Below are 15,014 nucleotides of genomic sequence, written 5' to 3'. Positions count from 1 at the left end.
CGTTACTCCTCCCGGCCCGCCGAGGTGAACGTCATGTCCGCGTACCGGTCCCCCGCCACCCGAGCGGCGATCGGCTCCAGCAGGGCCAGCTCCTCCTCGGTGAGGACGAGGTGCGCGGCTGCGGCGTTCTCGGTGACCCGGTCCGCCTTGCGGGTGCCCGGGATCGGGACCACGGCGAGGCCGTGCACCGCCGCCCGCTGGTGCACCCAGGCCAGCGCGACCTGGCCGAGGGTCGCCCCGTGCGCCTCGGCCACCCGGCGCACCGGCTCCAGCAGGGCCGCGTTGGCGGTCGCGTTGTCACCGGTGAAGCGGGGCTGGGAGCGGCGGAAGTCGCCGTCGGTCAGGTCCTTGGCGGCGTCCCGGAAGGCGCCGGTGAGGAATCCCCGGCCCAGCGGGGAGTAGGGCACCAGGCCGACGCCCAGCTCGCGGGCGGCCGGGACCACCTGCGCCTCGATGTCCCGGCTGAACAGGGACCACTCCGACTGCACGGCCGCGATCGGGTGGACGGCGTGCGCGGTGCGCAGTTCCCCGGCGGTGACCTCGCTCAGCCCCAGGTGCTTGACCTTGCCCTCGCGCACGAGGTCGGCCATGACGCCGACGGTCTCCTCGATCGGCACGTTCACATCGCGGCGGTGCATGTAGTAGAGGTCGATCAGGTCGACGTCGAGCCGCCTGAGGCTGTCCTCGACGGCCTGGCGGATGTAGGGGGCGTCGTTGCGGATGATCCGCCTGGCCGGGTCCTCGGGCGGGATGGACAGGGCGAACTTGGTGGCGACGACCACGTCGTCACGGTGCGCCTTGAAGAAGGGGGCCAGGAACCGCTCGTTGTCCCCCGCGCCGTAGGCGTCCGCCGTGTCGTACAGCGTCACGCCCAGGTCGAAGGCGCGCTCCAGCGCCGCCCGCGACTGCTCGGCGTCGGCCGGGCCGTAGCCGAAGCTCATGCCCATGCAGCCGAGGCCCTGCACGCTCGTCCTGGGGCCGGTCTCGCCGAGGCGTACGGAAGGCGTCGTGCGGTCGGTCATCGGGTGGTCCCCTCCGTGGCGTAGAAACCGATCTTCAGGTCGAGCACGGCGAGCGTCTCGCGCAGCTCGTCGATCCGGGTGAGCACGTCCCGGCGGGTCGACTCCAGCAGCTCGCGCCGCTCGTCGTAGGTGCCCTCGCCCTGCCGCACCAGCTCGGCGTACCGGACCATGTCGGCGACCGGCATGCCGGTGAGCCGCAGCTTGGTGACGAAGACCAGCCAGTCCAGGTCGCGGTTGGTGTAGCGGCGCTGGCCGGTGTGCGAGCGGTCGACGTGCGGCATCAGGCCGATCCGCTCGTACCAGCGCAGGGTGTGTGCGGTCAGTCCGGTGAAGGCGACGACCTCACTGATCGTGTACCGGTCCTGGCCGTCGGGCCGGGGATGGCGCGGCGGGGGGCCGGAGCAGATGTCCCGGCCGGCCGCCACCGCTTGCGTGGTCTGCATCACCGTCATGCCCTCAACGCTATGACCTTCGAGCACACTCCAGGCAAGCGGTATCCGGCAGAAATGGCCAGGCCCGGCAGCTCCGGCTCACCGCCCGGGCCTTCGCCCGGCCGCTGTACGAGCGCGGGGGCTCAGGCCCGAGCCGGACCCCTGGACGGAGCTGTGGCTGTGAGCCGCATAGGGTCGCCGGTATGTCGTTGCAGAGTCTGGCGCTGATCGAGAACTGGCCCGTCCCCACCGCCGCAGCGGGGGTGGTCCGAGCCGACGGGACCGTGCTGGGTACGCACGGCCCGGCGGACCACCGCTTCCCGCTGGCCTCGGTGACCAAGCCGCTGGCCGCCTACGCGGCGCTGGTGGCGTACGAGGAGGGGGCCGTGGAGCTGGACGAGCCCGCGGGGCCGCCCGGAGCCACGGTCCGCCATCTGCTGGCGCACACCTCGGGGCTCGCCTTCGACGAGCACCGCACGATGTCCGCGCCCGGCGAGCGGCGGCTGTACTCCAACGCCGGGTTCGAACAGCTCGGCGACCACATCGCCGAGGCCACCGGCATCCCCTTCGCCGAGTACCTGCGCCAGGCGGTACTGGAACCGCTGGGCATGACCTCGACCTCGCTCGAGGGCTCGCCCGCCAGGGACGGCGTCTCCACGGTGGCGGACCTGCTGCGCTTCGCGGCCGAGCTCCAGGCACCGCGCCTGCTGGATCCCAGGACGGTCGCGGAGGCGATGACCGTGCAGTACCCGGGTACCAAGGGCGTTCTACCGGGATACGGGCACCAGAATCCCAACGACTGGGGCCTCGGCTTCGAGATCCGGGACAACAAGTCCCCGCACTGGACCGGGAGTTCTTCCTCCCCCCGCACCTTCGGCCACTTCGGCCAGTCCGGCACCTTCCTCTGGACCGACCCGGACGCCCGCGTGGCCTCCGTCGCCCTCACCGACCGCGCCTTCGGACCCTGGGCCGTCGAGGTGTGGCCGGTGTTCACCGACGCGGTACTGGCGGAGGTCCGCGGCTGATCCCCCGAAGGACCGTCCCGCGTTCCCCTGCGGGCGCCCGGGACGGCTCTCAGGGACCCATCTCCCACACCAGCAGCTCGGCCGCCGTCACCCCCACCGCCGCGAGCCCCTCGGCACCGGTGACGCGGGCCGAGTCGCCGGGGCCCAGCACCTCCCCCGCGAGGCCGACCTCGCCGCGCACCACGTGGACGTAGAGGTGCGCGGCGTCCGGCACCGCCGTCCACTCCCCCGCCGCCGGCCGCCGCACGTGCAGCATCGCCCCCGCGCCGGGCAGGGCGTACGGCGTGGAGTCGGCGATGCCCGGCACCACCGCGTACGACGGCTCCCCGCCGGGCTCCAGCGGGGCCAGCCACATCTGCACGAAGGTGAGCGGGACCGTGCCGTCGTTGCGTTCCACGTGCCGGACGCCCGCGGCGGCGCTGAGGTGCTGCACGTCACCGGGGCGTACCACGCTCTCTTGGCCGGCCGAGTCCCGGTGGGTCAGCTCGCCCTCCACGACCCAGGTGACGATCTCGGTGTGGCTGTGCGGGTGCTCGTCGAACCCGGCGCCGGGTTCGAGCCGTTCCTCGTTGCAGGCGATCACCGCGCCGAAGCGCAGGTTCGCCGGGTCGTAGTGCGGCCCGAAGGACAGGGCGTGGCGGGAGTCGATGCCCGCCTGCGGGTCTCCTCCGTGGTAACGCTCGGCGGCGCGCCGTACCTCGATCACGCCCCCACGGTAGTGCGCCCGGCGCCCGTGCCGCAGGCATGTACCGGACGGTGCCAAAGGGCGGGAGGGACCCGGCGGCACATGCGCGCGTCCCGATAAGGCAGTCTTGTCCACGTGCCCGAACCCGAATCCCACCCCGCCGACCCCGCGGTACACGTCGTCCATCCGCACACCGCGACCCTGCGGCGGCTGGAGAAGTCCTCCGGCAGTCTCGCCGCGCAGGCCATCGCGCGGATGGACGACACCCTGCCGTGGTACCGGGCCATGCCCCCGGAGAACCGGTCCTGGATCGGGCTCGTGGCGCAGGCCGGCATCGCCGCCTTCACCGAGTGGTTCCGGCACCCGGAGGCACCCCAGGCCATCTCGACCGACGTCTTCGGCACCGCCCCCCGTGAGCTGACCCGCGCGATCACGCTGCGCCAGACCGTGGAGATGGTGCGCACCACCATCGAGGTCATGGAGAGCGCCATCGACGAGGTGGCGGCGCCCGGCGACGAGCGCGTGCTCCGCGAGGCGCTGCTGGTCTACGCCCGCGAGATCGCCTTCGCCACCGCCCAGGTCTACGCCCAGGCCGCCGAGGCACGCGGTGCCTGGGACGCCCGGCTGGAGTCGCTGGTGGTGAACGCGGTGCTCAGCGGCGAGGCCGACGAGGGAGCGGTGAGCCGCGCGGCCGCGCTGGGCTGGAACTCGCCGGAGCACGTCTGCGTGGTGCTCGGCACCGCGCCGGAGGGGGACAGCGAGCTGACCGTGGAGGCGATCCGGCGGGCCGCCAGGCACGCCAAGCTCCAGGTGCTCACCGGCGTGCTCGGGGACCGGCTGGTGGTGATCGCGGGGGGCAGCTCGGTGCAGCCGCTGAGCGTGGCCAAGTCGCTGATCGGGCCGTTCGCGCCGGGGCCGGTGGTGGCGGGGCCGGTCATGCACGACCTCCAGGCCGCGACCCGGTCCGCGCAGGCCGCGGCGGCCGGGCTGAAGGCGTGCACCGCCTGGCAGGACGCGCCCCGGCCGGTGCTGGCGGACGACCTGCTTCCGGAGCGCGCCATCGCGGGTGACCCCGGTGCGCGCGAGCAGTTGGTGGAGGAGATCTACAGACCGCTGGAGGAGGCGGGCTCGGCGCTGCTGGAGACCCTGAGTGTCTACCTGGAGCAGGCGAGCAGTCTCGAGGGCGCGGCGAGGATGCTCTTCGTTCACCCGAACACCGTGCGCTACCGCCTCCGACGTGTGACTGACGTCACCGGCTGGTCGCCCTCCGATGTACGATCCGCCTTCACGTTGCGGATCGCCCTGATCCTGGGGCGGCTCACCGATGGGGAGTTCCAGCCCTAGCCTTTTGTCGGGGGCCCACAAAAGCCTTCCGAGTTATTCGTCCCTGTCCCCACGGGCGGCTTCGGCCGTCGACAAGAGAGAGTGTGAGAGTGCTCGTACTCGTCGCTCCCGGCCAGGGCGCCCAGACGCCCGGCTTCCTGACCCCCTGGCTCGAACTCCCCGGTGCCGCCGACCGCGTCGCCGCGTGGTCCGACGCCATCGGACTGGACCTCGTCCACTACGGGACGCAAGGCGACGCGGACGCGATCCGCGACACCGCCGTGGCGCAGCCGCTGCTGGTCGCGGCCGGACTGCTGTCCGCCGCGGCACTGGGTGACATCGCGTCGGGCGCGGTCGCCGGCCACAGCGTCGGCGAGATCACCGCCGCCGCCTTCGCGGGCGTGCTGGACGACGTCGCCGCCCTGGACCTGGTGCGCAAGCGGGGTCTGGCCATGGCCGACGCCGCCGCGATCACGGAGACCGGCATGTCGGCGCTGCTCGGCGGCGACCCGGAGGTCTCCGTCGCGCACCTGGAGAAGCTGGGCCTGACCCCGGCCAACATCAACGGCGCAGGCCAGATCGTCGCGGCGGGCACGCTGGAGCAGCTGGCCGCGCTGAGCGAGGACAAGCCGGAGGGCGTCCGCAAGGTCGTCCCGCTGAAGGTGGCCGGTGCCTTCCACACCCGTCACATGGCGCCCGCCGTCGAGACGCTGGCCAAGGCCGCGGCCGAGCTGGCCCCGGCGGACCCGAAGCTGACCTACGTCTCCAACAAGGACGGCCGCACGGTCGCCTCCGGCGCCGAGGTGCTGGAGCGGCTGGTCGGCCAGGTCGCCAACCCGGTCCGGTGGGACCTGTGCATGGAGACCTTCAAGGAACTGGGCGTCACCGCGCTGATCGAGGTGTGCCCCGGCGGCACGCTGACCGGCCTGGCCAAGCGAGCTCTGCCCGGTGTACGGACGCTGGCCCTGAAGACCCCCGAGGACCTCGACGCGGCGCGCGCGCTCATCGCCGAGACCGCGACTCCTGCCGCTGACGCGGCGGGCGCCTGACAAGGAGCCCATGCAAATGGCGAAGATCAAGCCCAGCAAGGGCGCCCCGTACGCGCGCATCCTCGGGGTCGGCGGCTACCGCCCGACCCGGGTGGTGCCCAACGAGGTGATCCTGGAGACGATCGACTCCTCCGACGAGTGGATCCGCTCCCGCTCCGGGATCGAGACCCGGCACTGGGCGGGCCCGGACGAGACGGTCGCCGCGATGTCGATCGAGGCGGCGGGCAAGGCGATCGCCGACGCGGGCATCGCCGCCGACCGGATCGGCGCCGTGGTGGTCTCCACCGTCTCGCACTTCACCCAGACCCCGGCCGTGGCCACGGAGATCGCGGACAAGCTGGGCACCGACAAGGCCGCCGCGTTCGACATCTCGGCGGGCTGCGCGGGCTTCGGCTACGGCCTGACCCTCGCCAAGGGCATGGTGGTGGAAGGTTCCGCCGAGTACGTGCTCGTCATCGGCGTGGAGCGGCTCAGCGACCTGACCGACCTGGAGGACCGCGCGACGGCCTTCCTGTTCGGCGACGGTGCGGGCGCGGTCGTGGTCGGCCCGTCCCAGGAGCCGGCCATCGGTCCCACGGTGTGGGGCTCGGAGGGCGACAAGGCCGGCACCATCAAGCAGACCGTGACCTGGGACCGCTTCGCCACCGGCGACGTCTCCCAGCTCCCCCTGGACAGCGCGGGCAATGTCAAGTTCCCCGCGATCACGCAGGAGGGCCAGGCGGTGTTCCGCTGGGCCGTGTTCGAGATGGCGAAGGTCGCACAGCAGGCGCTGGACGCGGCCGGGATCTCCTCGGACGACCTGGACGTCTTCATCCCGCACCAGGCCAACGTGCGGATCATCGACTCGATGGTGAAGACTCTCAAGCTGCCGGAGCATGTCACGGTCGCCCGTGACATCCGCACCACCGGCAACACCTCGGCCGCGTCGATCCCGCTCGCGATGGAGCGGCTTCTGGCGACCGGCGAGGCCAAGAGCGGCGACACGGCGCTCGTCATCGGATTCGGGGCGGGTCTGGTCTACGCCGCCACGGTCGTTACCCTCCCTTAGGCACTCCGTGCCGGACCGTCCGGTCCGACGCGGGGACGAATGCCACCTCATTGTCTGAACATCGAAGAAGGAGAGCGCCTGACATGGCCGCCACCCAGGAAGAGATCGTCGCGGGCCTTGCCGAGATCGTGAACGAGATCGCCGGCATCCCCACCGAGGACGTCCAGCTCGACAAGTCCTTCACGGACGACCTCGACGTCGACTCCCTGTCCATGGTCGAGGTCGTCGTCGCCGCCGAGGAGCGCTTCGACGTGAAGATCCCCGACGAGGACGTCAAGAACCTGAAGACCGTCGGTGACGCCACCGACTACATCCTCAAGCACCAGGCCTGAGCAACCCCTCGGTCCTAGGCTGCTAGGCCCCGCCACCCGGCGGTGGCGCCGTAGATCCCGCATCTGTTGGAGAAAGAATTCCCGTGAGCCCGACCAATCGCACCGTGGTCGTCACCGGTATCGGCGCAACCACACCGCTGGGTGGCGACGCAGCTTCCACCTGGGAGGCCATGCTGGCCGGCCGGTCCGGCGTCAGCCGCCTCGAGCAGGAGTGGGCGGCTGAGCTGCCGGTCCAGATCGCCGCGCAGATCGCCGTCGAGCCGGGCGAGGTCCTCCCCCGGCCCCAGGCCCGCAAGCTGGACCGTTCCGCGCAGTTCGCGCTGATCGCCGCCAAGGAAGCCTGGGCGGACGCCGGTTTCACCGCCAAGGCCGGTGAGGACCAGTCCGTGAACCCCGACCGCCTCGGCGCGGTCATCGCCTCCGGCATCGGCGGCGTGACGACCCTCCTGGACCAGTACGACGTGCTGAAGGAGAAGGGCGTCCGGCGGGTCTCCCCGCACACCGTGCCGATGCTGATGCCCAACTCCCCGGCGGCCAACGTCGGTATCGAGCTGGGCGCGCGCGCCGGTGTGCACACCCCCGTCTCGGCCTGCGCCTCCGGCGCCGAGGCCATCGGGTACGCGATCGAGATGATCCGCACCGGGCGTGCGGACGTGGTCGTGGCCGGTGGTACCGAGGCCGCCATCCACCCGCTTCCCATCGTCGCCTTCGGCAACATGATGGCGATGTCCAAGAACAACGACGACCCCGAGGGCGCGTCCCGCCCCTACGACTCCGGCCGTGACGGCTTCGTGCTCGGCGAGGGCGCCGGTGTGATCGTGCTGGAGTCCGAGGAGCACGCCAGGGCGCGCGGCGCCCGGGTCTACGCCGAGGCGATCGGCCAGGGCATCTCCGCCGACGCGCACCACATCACGCAGCCTGAGCCCTCGGGCAACGGCATCGCCCAGGCGCTGCAGAACCTGCTGGATGCCACCGACCTGAAGCCGGCGGAGATCGTGCACGTCAACGCGCACGCCACGTCGACACCGCAGGGCGACGTGGCCGAGGTCAAGGCGCTGCGCAAGGTCTTCGGCGACGACGTCGACCACATGGCCGTCTCCGCGACCAAGTCGATGACGGGTCACCTGCTGGGCGGCGCGGGCGGTATCGAGACCGTCGCGTCCATCCTGGCGCTGGTGAACCGCACGGCCCCGCCGACGATCAACGTCTCCGAGCTGGACCCGGAGGTGAACGCGGACGTCGTCGTGGGCGAGCCGCGTCAGCTCCCCGAGGGCCGCATCGCGGCGCTGAACGACTCGTTCGGCTTCGGCGGTCACAACGTGGTGCTGGCCTTCCGCACCGTCTGACCCGTCGCACCGGAAAAGGCCCCCACCGACCGGTGGGGGCCTTTTCCGCGTACCGGCGCCCCGGCGGCTCAGACCACCTGGTGGAGCCAGCGGACCGGGGCGCCCTCGCCCGCGTGGCGGAAGGTCTCGAGCTCGTCGTCCCAGGGCTTGCCGAGGAGCTTGGAGAGTTCGGCCTCCAGGTCGCTCTCGCCCTGGCGGCTGCGCTGGAGGGCGGCGCGCAGGCGGTCCTCGGGGATGAGGATGTCGCCGTGGATGCCGGTGACGGCGTGGAAGATGCCGAGCTCGGGGGTGCAGCTGTAGCGCTCGCCCTCGGCCGCGGCGGACGGCTCGGCGGTGACCTCGAAGCGGAGCAGCTGCCAGCCGCGCAGCGCGGAGGCGAGCTTGGAGGCGGTGGCCGCCTCGCCCTGCCAGGAGAACTCCGAGCGCCAGGTGCCGGACGCGGCGGGCTGCCTGATCCAGTCCAGGCTGACGCGCGTGCCCAGCACCCCGGCGATGGCCCACTCGACATGCGGGCACAGCGCGCGCGGCGCGGAGTGCACGTACAGAACTCCACGTGTCGTCACCGGAACCTCCGGGCTGAGCGGGACATCTTGCGGGCTGGTCGAGCGGCCATGACGCGACGGCCGCGTTGATGGCGAGGCTACCTTGCGGGGATGCAAGGAGTGTGACGTACCGTCGGTCCCGGTGCCAGGAAACCTTCGCCATTCACCCAGGGGGACGCTTGTACGGGGGTGTGCCGTTCCAGCGGGGGCGGACGGGAACCCTCGCACGTTGTGATGGGTGGGCGCACCGGCGGTCGGTGCCCGAAGGAGCGAGGAGACCTGCGGGAATGCGGAAACCAGGCCACCGGGCGCGGGCCGTCCTCGCCGTGCTGACGGCGGCCGTGCTGGCGAGCGGATGTGACTCCGCCGGGGGCGGCGACGGAGGTACGGGCGTGTCCCGGTCCTCGGCGAAGCCCTCCCCGGCGTGGAACGCGCACCCGGACTCGGTCGCGGCGGTGGGCGACTCCATCACCCGCGGCTTCGACGCCTGCCAGGTGCTCGCGGACTGCCCCGAGGTGTCCTGGGCGACGGGCGCGGACACCGGCGTGGACAGCCTCGCGGTCCGGCTGCTGGGACGGCGGGGCGCGGCCGAGCGGGGCTGGAACTATGCGGTCACCGGCGCCCGGATGGCCGACCTGCCCGGACAGGTGGCCCAGGCGGTGCGGCGGCGCCCGGAGCTGGTGACGGTGATGGTGGGCGCCAACGACGCCTGCCGGTCCTCGGTGTCGGCGATGACCCCGGTGGCGGACTTCCGCGCGGACTTCGAGCGCTCGATGGCGAGGCTGCGCGAGGAGCTGCCGAGGACGCAGGTGTACGTGGCGAGCGTGCCCGACCTGCTGCGGCTGTGGTCGGAGGGGCGGGCCGACCCGCTGGGCAAAGAGGTGTGGAAGCTGGGCATCTGCCCGTCCATGCTGCGTGGCGCGGACGACCTGACCGAGGCGGCGGCGGCGCGCCGGCAGGCGGTCCAGCACCGGGTGGAGGAGTACAACACGGTGCTGGCGGAGGTGTGCGCCAAGGACGAGCGCTGCCGCTCCGACGGCAACGCGGTCTTCGACTACCGCTTCGGCACCGGGCAGTTGAGCCAGTGGGACTGGTTCCACCCGAGCCGGGACGGCCAGGCCCGGCTCGCCGAGATCGCGTACCGGACGGTCACGGAGCGCAGACCGTGACCTGGGGTCTTTCGTTCGGATCAGGCCGGATCAGGCACCGGAGTCCGCGAGCCCGGCATGATCCGGACGAGAGGCCCTAAGGTTTCCCACATGGGCGAACTTTTCGGCACACTTTCCGACGGGACCCCGGTGCACCGCTGGACTCTCGAGCGCGCCGGGGTACGGGTCCGGGTGCTGTCGTACGGCGGGATCGTGCAGTCGGCCGAGGTGCCGGACCGGGACGGGCGCGCGGCGGACGTGGTGCTCGGGTTCCCCTCCCTCCGGGGCTACACGGACCATCCGGGTCCGTACCTGGGCGCCCTGGTGGGCCGGTACGCCAACCGGATCGCCGGTGGCCGCTTCCCGCTGGACGGGCGGACGTACGCGCTGGCCCGGAACAACGGGCCCAACTCGCTGCACGGCGGTGACCGGGGCTTCGACCGGTACGTGTGGGACGCGGAGCCGGTCGCGCACGGGGTGCGGCTGGGCCGGGTCAGTCCGCACGGCGAGGAGGGCTTTCCGGGGCGCCTGGAGGTCTCGGCGACGTACACCCTGGACCAGTCGGGTGCGCTGCGGATCGCCTACGAGGCGGTGACGGACGCGCCGACCGTCGTGAACCTCACCAACCACTCGTACTGGAACCTCGGCGGCTCGGGGCACGCGGGCGGTCACGAGCTGCGGCTCGACGCCTCGCGGTACACGCCGGTGGACGAGGACCTGATCCCGGTGGGCGAGCCGGTGGACGTGACGGACTCGCGCTTCGACTTCCGCGCCTCCCGCAAGGTCGGCTCTGGGTACGACCACAACTACGTGCTGGACAAGGGCGTCACGCCGGCCGCCGAGGAGGTGGCCGAGCTGTACGACCCGGCGTCCGGGCGGGTGCTGACGGTGGCCACCACCGAGCCGGGCGTCCAGCTCTACACGGCCGACCACCTGGGCGCCCCGTTCGCGCCGGGCGAGGGGATCGCGCTGGAGACCCAGCACTTCCCGGACTCCCCCAACCGCCCGGACTTCCCCACCACCCGGCTGGAGCCGGGTGAGGTGTACCACTCCGCGACGGTGTACGGCTTCGGGACGCGCTGAGCCGCCCCGGACGGCATTCAGCCCCGGTCCGGGTGTCAGGTTCCGGGACCGGGGCTGGTGTTCGACCGTAATCCGCGCCGGGCGGGCGGCGGCGCCCGATCGGGGGTCCGCGCGGCTTCTCCCACGAACCCTTCACGCCCGTGTCACGACTTCGCCTTCTCGGCAGCCGGGGTGCGGGCTCAGGCGGTGACCTGCTCCTCGCTCTCCGGCTCCTCCTCGGCGAGGGGTTCGCCGAGGAGGTCGCGGGTGAGGAGGGTGGCGCCGGCGACCGCGCCGGGCATCAGGAACACCGCGACCACGGGGACGAGGAAGGCGAGGCCCAGCGGGACGCCGAAGCCCCAGGCGAGCGTCTTGCGGGAACGCAGCAGGGCGAGGCGGGCACGCAGGTCGACGCCCCGGCGCTGGAGGGCGACCGAGGCGAGTTCCTCGGTGAGGAAGAACCCGGTGACGAAGAAGCCGAGGACGGGTACGACGGTCTGGCCGACCACGGGCAGGAAGCCGAGCGCGAAGAGCAGCACGCCCCAGACGCAGGCCCGCACCAGGATGCGCAGGCTGTCGCGGGCGGAGATCCACAGCTCGCGCCACATGGGCCGGTCGGAGCTGGGCGCGGTCCCGTCGGGCGAGACGTCGGCGTCGGTGCGCTCGGAGAGGCTCTCGTAGAAGGGCTGGCCTATCAGCAGGGTGGCCGCGGTGAAGGTGAGCACGGCCAGCAGCAGCCCGAGGGCGAACAGCACGACGGTCAGAAAGCCCCGGAACAGGCCCTGCCAGGGGCCGGCCCAGTCGTCGGCGAACGGAGTGGCCCAGGTGACGGCGTCCGAGCCCCAGAGGGCGAGTGCGACGAGCACCATCACGTAGAGGACGAGGGTGATCAGGCCGGGCAGCAGGCCGAAGCCGTACTGCCGTCCGTGCCGTGCCACCCACCGCTGGCCGTTGAGGAGATGACGGAACCCCACCCCTAGATCGCGCATGGCGGGGACTTTACCCGCAGCCGCGTGGTTCAGGCGTCGAGCATGCGGCGGAGCAGGTCGCGCAGGGAGGAGCGTTCACCGGTGGACAGGCCGGCGAGCGGTTCGCGCGCGAAGTGCAGGCCGTCGCGGAGATCGCGGGCGACCCGCAGGCCCTCGTCGGTGGCGGCGGCCAGCTTGACCCGTCGGTCGGCGCTGTCGGGGCGGCGCTCGACCAGCCCGCGCGTCTCCAGCCGGTCCACGATCCCGGTCACGTTGGACGGCTCGCACTTCAGCCGCTGGGCGAGCTTGCGCATGGGCAGCGGCTCCAGGGCGAGAAGACTGAGCAGCCGGGCCTGCGGTCCGGTGAGCGCGTGGCTCGCCGCGGCCTCCTCGTAGTCCGCGTAGAAGCGGGCCACGACGTCGCCGATCAGCTCGACGACCTCCATGGTGAGGGGGTCGGCGGTGCGGTGACGGGCGGCGGGACGCGGCGGCTGGGTGGACATGCCGTCCAGGATACCGGGTTACTTGACATCATGAAATATTCAGGAGCATGGTTGTTTCAGGTACTGAAGTAGTTTGAGGAAGAAGGTCGCCCCAGATGTCCGACTCCCCCGCCCTTCCCGCAGTCAGCCGCGAGTGGCACCTGCTCGAGCGCCCCGTGGGCTGGCCGAAGCCCGAGGACTTCGCCCTAGTCGAGGTGCCGATGCCGGTGCCCGGCGAAGGCCAGGTGCTGGTAAGGAACGAATACCTCTCGGTGGACCCGTACATGCGGGGCCGGATGAGTGCCGCGAAGTCCTACTCCGCCCCGTTCGAGCTGGGCGAGCCGATGGAGGGCGGCGCGGTGGGCGTGGTCGTCGCCTCCGACGTCGACGGCATCGAGCCCGGCGACCACCTGCTGCACTTCCTCGGCTGGCGCGAGTACGCGGCCGTGGACGCCAAGAAGGCCGTCAAGGTCGACGCGGACGCCGCACCGCTCTCCACCTACCTCGGCGTGCTCGGCATGACCGGTCTGACCGCGTACGCCGGTCTGCTGCGCACCGCCGGGTTCAAGGAGGGCGACGTCGTCTTCGTCTCCGGCGCGGCCGGCGCGGTGGGCAGCCAGGTCGGCCAGCTCGCCAAGCTCAAGGGCGCCTCGCGGGTCATCGGCTCGGCCGGGTCCGACGAGAAGGTGCGGCTGCTGGTCGACGAGTACGGGTTCGACGCCGCGTTCAACTACAAGGACGGCCCGGTGGCCGAGCAGCTCCACGAGGCCGCGCCGGACGGCGTCGACGTGTACTTCGACAACGTCGGCGGCGACCACCTCCAGGCCGCCATCGCCGAGCTGAACCTGAACGGCCGGATCGCCGTCTGCGGCGCGATCTCGGTCTACAACAACACCGAGCCCGCCCCCGGTCCGAACAACCTCACCCGGCTGATCCAGACCCGCGGCCGGATCGAGGGCTTCCTGGTCGGCGACCACTACGACCTCCAGCCGGAGTTCGTCCGCGAGGTCGCCCCCCTGGTGGCCTCGGGCAAGCTGAAGTACCGCGAGACGGTTGTGGACGGCGTCGAGAACACGCTGGAGGCGTTCCTCGGGGTGCTGCGTGGCGACAACACCGGGAAGATGATCGTCAAGCTCTGACGGTGTCCCGCGCCGGCCGCCGGACCTGGGGTCTTTCGTCTGGATCAGGCCGGATCGCGAGCCCGGCATGAACCCGACGAGAGGCCCGGAGGCCGCATCCCTGGAAGTGGGGTGCGGCCTCCGCCATGTCCGGGCTCAGGCCCGCAGCGCCGCCTCGTGCACGGCGGCGGCCAGCCGGTCGTTCTCCGGGGCCGCCCCGCCGGGGTGGGCGAAGCGGCGGCGGGTGTAGCCGTAGGCCAGGCCGGCGCGCGGGTCGGCGAACGCCTGCGAGCCGGCCGCGCCGCAGTGGCCGACGGCGCCCGCGCCGAGGAAGGGATGCCAGGTCTCGGCCGTGCACTCGAAGCCCAGGCCGAACACCGCGTGGGAGCGGCACACCAGGTCGTGGCCGGCCGAGTGCGGCTGGCCGAACTCGGCGAGGGTGTCGCCCTTGAGCAGGGGCGCCTTCCCGTCCACCTCGCTGATCATCGCCGCGTACATCCCGGCCAGGCCGCGCGCCGAGGCGACGCCGCCGACGGAGGCGGGGCCGTTCGCGCGCACGGCGCGGTCGTTGGGCAGCGACTCCAGGTCGGTCGGGGTGGGGGCGTGCTGGTTCCGGGCGATGGAGGGCAGCGTGTGCGGGCCCGTGCGGCGCAGTTCGGCCTCCGCCTGCTGGGCGGGGGTCGGCATCATCGGCTGGGCGGTGCGGAAGCGGGGCTCGCGGGAGGCGGGCAGGCCGAGGTGGAAGTCCAGCCCGTAGGGGGTGCGGACGCGCTCCTCGTACAGTTCCTGGACGGTGTGGCCGGTGGCCCGGCGGACCACCTCGCCGGTGAGGGCGCCCATGGTCAGCGCGTGGTAGCCGAAGGCGGTGCCGGGGCGCCAGAAGGGGCGCTGGTCGGCGAGGCGTTCGGCGAGCGCGCGGTCGTCGGCCAGCTCGGCCGGGCTGAAGCCGGTGTCGGTGCCGACGAGTCCGGCGCGGTGGGCGAGGAGGTCGCGCAGGGTGAGGGCGCCCTTGCCCTCGACGCCGAACTCGGGCCAGTAGTAGGTGACCTTGCGGTCCAGTTCGAGGGTGCCGTCCTGCACCAGGAGGGCGGTGACCAGGTGGGCGGCGCCCTTGGTGCAGGAGAGGACGCCGTACAGCGAGCCCGCGTCGACGCCCTCGCCCGCCCACAGGTCGACGACCCGGCGGCCGTCCACATAGGCGCACAACTGGCCTTCGTAGTCCGGCTGTTCACCGGCGACGAGGGCGGCGAACTCCTCGTGCACCGCCTCGTACCCCTCGGCGACCGTGCCCTGGACGGTGCTGTCCTGTGTCATCCGGTTCTCCTCAACTGAGCCGCTGCTCGCTGCTCCTCCTCGCACGGCGCCGGGTCCGGCCGGCGCATTCCGAGGTCGTGTACGGCGAGATGTACCTGTTCGACTCAACCGCCGCGGAA

At 72.3% G+C, this 15,014-nt stretch carries 16 protein-coding genes; 9 read left to right on the top strand and 7 right to left on the bottom strand.

What is annotated here, in order from left to right; translation table 11 throughout:
- Positions 1–2 precede the first annotated feature (2 nt).
- Positions 3–1,022, bottom strand: coding sequence for an aldo/keto reductase (locus ACWCV3_RS13775; protein ID WP_451222736.1), 1,020 nt, complete (start codon positions 1,020–1,022; stop codon positions 3–5).
- Complete coding sequence (locus ACWCV3_RS13770) at positions 1,019–1,474, bottom strand: MerR family transcriptional regulator (RefSeq protein ID WP_451222734.1); 456 nt, start codon at positions 1,472–1,474, stop codon at positions 1,019–1,021. The genes ACWCV3_RS13775 and ACWCV3_RS13770 overlap by 4 nt, the downstream gene beginning before the upstream one ends.
- 182 nt (positions 1,475–1,656) lie before the next feature.
- On the opposite strand from ACWCV3_RS13770, the gene ACWCV3_RS13765 reads away from it, so the two are divergent.
- Complete coding sequence (locus ACWCV3_RS13765) at positions 1,657–2,478, top strand: serine hydrolase domain-containing protein (protein ID WP_451222732.1); 822 nt, start codon at positions 1,657–1,659, stop codon at positions 2,476–2,478.
- Between the two features lie 49 nt (positions 2,479–2,527).
- On the opposite strand, the gene ACWCV3_RS13760 is transcribed toward ACWCV3_RS13765, so the two are convergent.
- Entirely contained in the window at positions 2,528–3,184 is a 657-nt protein-coding gene (locus tag ACWCV3_RS13760) for a pirin family protein (RefSeq protein WP_451222730.1), read from the bottom strand.
- 114 nt (positions 3,185–3,298) lie between these two features.
- Between ACWCV3_RS13760 and ACWCV3_RS13755 the strand changes: the two genes are divergently transcribed.
- The 5 genes from ACWCV3_RS13755 to fabF all read left to right on the top strand — a co-directional run bounded on the left by ACWCV3_RS13755 (position 3,299) and on the right by fabF (position 8,261).
- Complete coding sequence (locus ACWCV3_RS13755; protein ID WP_451222728.1) at positions 3,299–4,507, top strand: PucR family transcriptional regulator; 1,209 nt, start codon at positions 3,299–3,301, stop codon at positions 4,505–4,507.
- A gap of 89 nt (positions 4,508–4,596) precedes the next feature.
- Complete coding sequence (locus tag ACWCV3_RS13750) at positions 4,597–5,535, top strand: ACP S-malonyltransferase (RefSeq protein ID WP_451222726.1); 939 nt, start codon at positions 4,597–4,599, stop codon at positions 5,533–5,535.
- Between the two features lie 16 nt (positions 5,536–5,551).
- The gene (locus tag ACWCV3_RS13745; RefSeq protein ID WP_451222724.1) at positions 5,552–6,583 is read left to right on the top strand and encodes a beta-ketoacyl-ACP synthase 3; all 1,032 of its coding nucleotides are present in this window, start codon (positions 5,552–5,554) and stop codon (positions 6,581–6,583) included.
- Positions 6,584–6,666: 83 nt separating this feature from the next.
- On the top strand, positions 6,667–6,915 hold the full coding sequence (locus ACWCV3_RS13740; RefSeq protein ID WP_018545314.1) for an acyl carrier protein: 249 nt from the start codon (positions 6,667–6,669) through the stop codon (positions 6,913–6,915).
- Between the two features lie 83 nt (positions 6,916–6,998).
- On the top strand, positions 6,999–8,261 hold the full coding sequence (gene fabF / locus ACWCV3_RS13735; RefSeq protein ID WP_451222722.1) for a beta-ketoacyl-ACP synthase II: 1,263 nt from the start codon (positions 6,999–7,001) through the stop codon (positions 8,259–8,261).
- Between the two features lie 68 nt (positions 8,262–8,329).
- Here fabF and ACWCV3_RS13730 read toward each other — a convergent pair whose 3' ends face one another.
- A complete protein-coding gene (locus ACWCV3_RS13730) occupies positions 8,330–8,824 on the bottom strand; it encodes a DUF3145 domain-containing protein (RefSeq protein WP_451222720.1) in 495 nt (164 codons plus the stop codon).
- A 266-nt stretch (positions 8,825–9,090) separates the two neighbouring features.
- Here ACWCV3_RS13730 and ACWCV3_RS13725 point away from each other — a divergent pair, with 266 nt between their 5' ends.
- On the top strand, positions 9,091–9,972 hold the full coding sequence (locus tag ACWCV3_RS13725; RefSeq protein WP_451222718.1) for an SGNH/GDSL hydrolase family protein: 882 nt from the start codon (positions 9,091–9,093) through the stop codon (positions 9,970–9,972).
- A gap of 90 nt (positions 9,973–10,062) precedes the next feature.
- On the top strand, positions 10,063–11,034 hold the full coding sequence (locus tag ACWCV3_RS13720; protein WP_451222716.1) for an aldose epimerase family protein: 972 nt from the start codon (positions 10,063–10,065) through the stop codon (positions 11,032–11,034).
- Between the two features lie 179 nt (positions 11,035–11,213).
- On the opposite strand, the gene ACWCV3_RS13715 is transcribed toward ACWCV3_RS13720, so the two are convergent.
- Together ACWCV3_RS13715 and ACWCV3_RS13710 are read right to left on the bottom strand one after the other, a co-directional pair.
- Positions 11,214–12,002, bottom strand: a complete 789-nt coding sequence (locus ACWCV3_RS13715; protein ID WP_451222714.1) for an EI24 domain-containing protein — start codon at positions 12,000–12,002, stop codon at positions 11,214–11,216.
- Positions 12,003–12,031: 29 nt separating this feature from the next.
- The gene (locus ACWCV3_RS13710; RefSeq protein ID WP_451222712.1) at positions 12,032–12,484 is read right to left on the bottom strand and encodes a MarR family winged helix-turn-helix transcriptional regulator; all 453 of its coding nucleotides are present in this window, start codon (positions 12,482–12,484) and stop codon (positions 12,032–12,034) included.
- 95 nt (positions 12,485–12,579) lie between these two features.
- Here ACWCV3_RS13710 and ACWCV3_RS13705 point away from each other — a divergent pair, with 95 nt between their 5' ends.
- Positions 12,580–13,602: an NADP-dependent oxidoreductase gene (locus tag ACWCV3_RS13705; protein WP_451222710.1), complete on the top strand. Its 1,023-nt coding sequence runs from the start codon at positions 12,580–12,582 to the stop codon at positions 13,600–13,602.
- Positions 13,603–13,737: 135 nt separating this feature from the next.
- Here ACWCV3_RS13705 and ACWCV3_RS13700 read toward each other — a convergent pair whose 3' ends face one another.
- Complete coding sequence (locus ACWCV3_RS13700; protein ID WP_451222708.1) at positions 13,738–14,895, bottom strand: serine hydrolase domain-containing protein; 1,158 nt, start codon at positions 14,893–14,895, stop codon at positions 13,738–13,740.
- Positions 14,896–15,014: the final 119 nt, after the last annotated feature.

The organism is Streptomyces sp. NPDC001781 (assembly GCF_053596035.1).
The sequence above is the reverse complement of the archived record's forward strand: the minus strand, read 5'-3'. Positions and strand labels throughout refer to the sequence as shown.